The sequence below is a fragment of the Cupriavidus lacunae genome (genome assembly GCF_003353055.1).
In the GTDB taxonomy this organism is placed as follows: domain Bacteria; phylum Pseudomonadota; class Gammaproteobacteria; order Burkholderiales; family Burkholderiaceae; genus Cupriavidus; species Cupriavidus lacunae.
Map to the genome: position 1 here is coordinate 1 of NZ_QKWJ01000199.1, position 3,025 is coordinate 3,025.

Annotated in this window: 4 protein-coding genes; 3 read left to right on the forward strand and 1 reads right to left on the reverse strand. The window is 63.0% G+C overall.

Going from position 1 to position 3,025, the window contains the following annotated elements; all coding sequences use genetic code 11:
• From DN412_RS44330 to DN412_RS42560, 3 genes are all read left to right on the forward strand, one after another.
• On the forward strand, window positions 1–213 hold a 213-nt coding region (locus tag DN412_RS44330), incomplete at its 5' end, for a hypothetical protein (protein WP_208647775.1).
• A gap of 289 nt (window positions 214–502) precedes the next feature.
• Window positions 503–1,054 carry a methylated-DNA--[protein]-cysteine S-methyltransferase gene (locus DN412_RS42555; protein WP_115216956.1) on the forward strand — a complete coding sequence of 184 codons (552 nt, stop codon included), beginning with the start codon at window positions 503–505 and terminating at the stop codon, window positions 1,052–1,054.
• 18 nt (window positions 1,055–1,072) lie between these two features.
• Window positions 1,073–1,309: an Ada metal-binding domain-containing protein gene (locus DN412_RS42560; RefSeq protein ID WP_115216957.1), complete on the forward strand. Its 237-nt coding sequence runs from the start codon at window positions 1,073–1,075 to the stop codon at window positions 1,307–1,309.
• A gap of 61 nt (window positions 1,310–1,370) precedes the next feature.
• On the opposite strand, the gene DN412_RS42565 is transcribed toward DN412_RS42560, so the two are convergent.
• The gene (locus tag DN412_RS42565; protein WP_115216958.1) at window positions 1,371–2,903 is read right to left on the reverse strand and encodes a CYTH and CHAD domain-containing protein; all 1,533 of its coding nucleotides are present in this window, start codon (window positions 2,901–2,903) and stop codon (window positions 1,371–1,373) included.
• Window positions 2,904–3,025: the final 122 nt, after the last annotated feature.

Consider the following 3,025-nt stretch of genomic DNA (forward strand, 5'->3'; position numbering starts at 1 on the left):
ACGCTGATCGGGCTGTGTTCGATAAAGCGTTCCACCACTGCGTCCAGTACCACGCCACTGACTCCGTCTTCGGTTCGAGGACACGGAGCTTGCCCTATTCTTCATCACCTTGAAAGGGGTGGCGCTAAGACCGCCATGACTCTGGCGCTGAAGCAGTGCCAGAAGTTCTGGTCGCAACCCATCACCTCGATGGGCAACCAGGGAATGCAGTGAGAGGAGCGGCAGCATGATGGTCCTCCAATGGATCAAGTCTTTGTCATCCGGTCAATGTCGATCTGACTGGACGCCGACCCACCGATGGCTTTCGGCATGATTGCGGCGGTGGTTCCCTCAGGGTATGAAGAAGGAATGGCTTCGGCTCTCCGTTTCTTGCTGTCGAATTTCTGGCCGCTGCAGACGCCTCAGTTGGAATTCATTCGCAAGAGACGGAGTTTTTTCTGTGGACGGCATGGCTACAGTGATTCCAGTCGCTACCCGCAGCGAACCGAATGAGGATGTCATCATGCAACTGCGTCTCAGCCATCTCGCGTCGCCGCTGGGCGACATGCTGCTCGTTACCGATGCCGGCGAGCATATCCGCGCGCTCGATTTTGCCGATCACAGGGCGCATCTGCATCGGCTACTGCGCGAGCAGTACGGCAGTACGAGCCTTGTCGATGCACAGGCGCCCGGCCGAGTCGCCGACGGGCTGGCGCGCTATTTCGCGGGCGAACTGGACGCGCTCGCGGTGCTGCCGACGGCGACAGCCGGCTCGACACTGCAGCTTCGGGTATGGGCTGCGCTCGCCCGCATTCCGGTGGGCACGACCACGACCTATGGCAAGCTCGCCCGTGAACTGGGCTTCACGGACCCGCGCGCCGCCATCGATATCGGCGCGGCAGTCGGGTCCAATCCCATCGCTATCGTAGTGCCATGTCATCGTGTCATCGCCAGCAGCGGAGACCTCAAGGGCTATGCATGGGGTCTGCATCGGAAGCGCTGGCTGCTTGAGCACGAGCAGGCCATCCGGCCGAAGTCGGCGGCTCTGCAAACGGCGATGCTTCCGGGGTTCTGAGGCGAGAGGGCGCTCAACATGAGCCACGTCAGGACCTGGACGCTGATCGGGCAGGACGGCAGGGCGTACGAAAGCACGGAGCCAGGCACGCTGGGTGCCCATCGAGGCGCGAAGATATATGGCCGCCTCGATTGCCGCGCTGCGCGCCGGGCAATCGCTCGCGGCGGCTATGTCAGGCACCGGGTGTTCTTTCTCGACGAGATCACGGCCATCGCGGCCGGATACCGGCCTTGCGCCGTCTGCATGCCCGGGTAGTACGCCGAATGGAAGCAGCGGCTGCACAGGTAACCGCCTCCGGCGGTTGATGTCTCCCGTGCTAAACGGGCAGGCTTGCCGCCTTGAACAGCTTCCAGCGGCGGCGCAGCGGCTGCCTGTCAGCACTGACACACCCAGCGATATAGCCGCGCGCATAGCCGCAGCCAACCGCCAGTTCCTGCCGCTCCGTGCCCAGCCGCAGCAATAGTGTCCCAGCCACCGCCATATCGTTGCGCCAACCCAGGTCATCCTGCAGGCGCGCAAGGTGGCGGCGGTAGCGGCGCACTTTGTTTGCGGAAAACAGGGATCCAAAGAACTCGGTGGCGTAACGCAGCTTCTTTGCGGCGATACGCGCACGATGGCGCCGTTGTTCATCGATCCTTGCCATACCCCGTCCGCGCTTGAGCAACCTTCGTTGCCGCTGGCGCAACGTGGTCAGCGCGAAGTCGCTGGCGGGGCCGGTGAGTGCCGCGCGCTGTGCCTCGTCAAGGCCGTGGCGCCAGTCCGCGCTGCCCAGCCAGTGATTCAGTGTCAGGATCAGGCGCGTGTAACGGTCAGCGTTCACGGCCTGGGCGGCGCGCTGGCGGGCATCGGCTGCCGTGGCTTTCGCCGCGGCAAGTACCGCATCCGCCTTCATGTCTTCCGGCGCCCCCTTGAACGCCTCACGCAAGGTGGTGCTGGCGAGCACTTCCCAGTCACGCGCGGGACCGAGTTCACCGGTAATCCATTTGAGTTCCGATTGCAGTGCCGGCGGGCAGGCAATCAACGGTTCAAAGATATCGAGCGCGGAGCGCAGGCGACGCAGCCCGACGCGCATCTGGTGCACGCTTTCCGGATCGGAGCCGTTGACCACGCCACGTTCGTTTCGCGAGATTTGCGCCAGGCAGTTCCGGGCAATGCACTGAAACGACGCTTCGGCCGAGCCGGCTTCGGCCAGTTCAAGGGGTTCCGCCCGTACCGCCTGATTGACCTCGTCGGCGATCAGCGCATAACCACGGTCGCCTTTGCTCACGCGGCTCAGGCGCATGGGCACGGCGTCGAGCAATTGCAGGGCAAACGCTGACAGATGGGCCGGCTCCCCGGCCTGGATCTCCATCTCGAGCTCGCGGATCGGCTCGGCGATATCGTTGGCACGGACCACGCCGCGATCAACGGCCAGTTCGACCTCGTCTCCCTGCGGCAAACGCAACAGCAGGACCGTGCGCCGGACATCGGTGACGAAGATCGGCTTGAGGCGCTCTGCCAGATCGCTTTCCCGGATCAGTGTCCCCAACGCCGTGCCCTCGGGCAATTTGTCTTGAAGCGCACCAAGGTCGGGCGTATTGCCGGGGATGGCCGACTCAAACTCTTCCCGCTCGTAAAGCGCCCCGTGCTGCGTGCCAGAGGTTTTCAGCGTCTGCACAAAATGTTCACCCGCTTGCCGCACGCGCAGCGATGCGTGCAGACGCCGGAACGAAAGGTCCGGGGTATCGAAATACGTGCTCATGAGCCTGTCTTCGTGTGGCGGCTCCACACTGCAGGAAGTCACCAGGGGCAGGCCGATCAGCCCTTCGGCCTGGTCTTGCAGCAACTCGAGCTTGAGTTCGCGTTCCATCTAGACAAAATGTATTGACCTGCCGCACCTCAAGCGACGTGGATTAGGCTTGAGGTGTGTTGAACCAGCGGCCCAGAGCCACAATTGAGGGGGCAGGTCATGAACAAGTTTAGCAAGTACGT

Bases quoted from the DNA above. Each gene is read 5' to 3' on its own strand.
- DN412_RS42560 (WP_115216957.1), top strand. From the start codon at position 1,073: ATGAGCCACGTCAGGACCTGGACGCTGATCGGGCAGGACGGCAGGGCG.
- DN412_RS42565 (WP_115216958.1), bottom strand. From the start codon at position 2,903: ATGGAACGCGAACTCAAGCTCGAGTTGCTGCAAGACCAGGCCGAAGGG.
- DN412_RS42555 (WP_115216956.1), top strand. From the start codon at position 503: ATGCAACTGCGTCTCAGCCATCTCGCGTCGCCGCTGGGCGACATGCTG.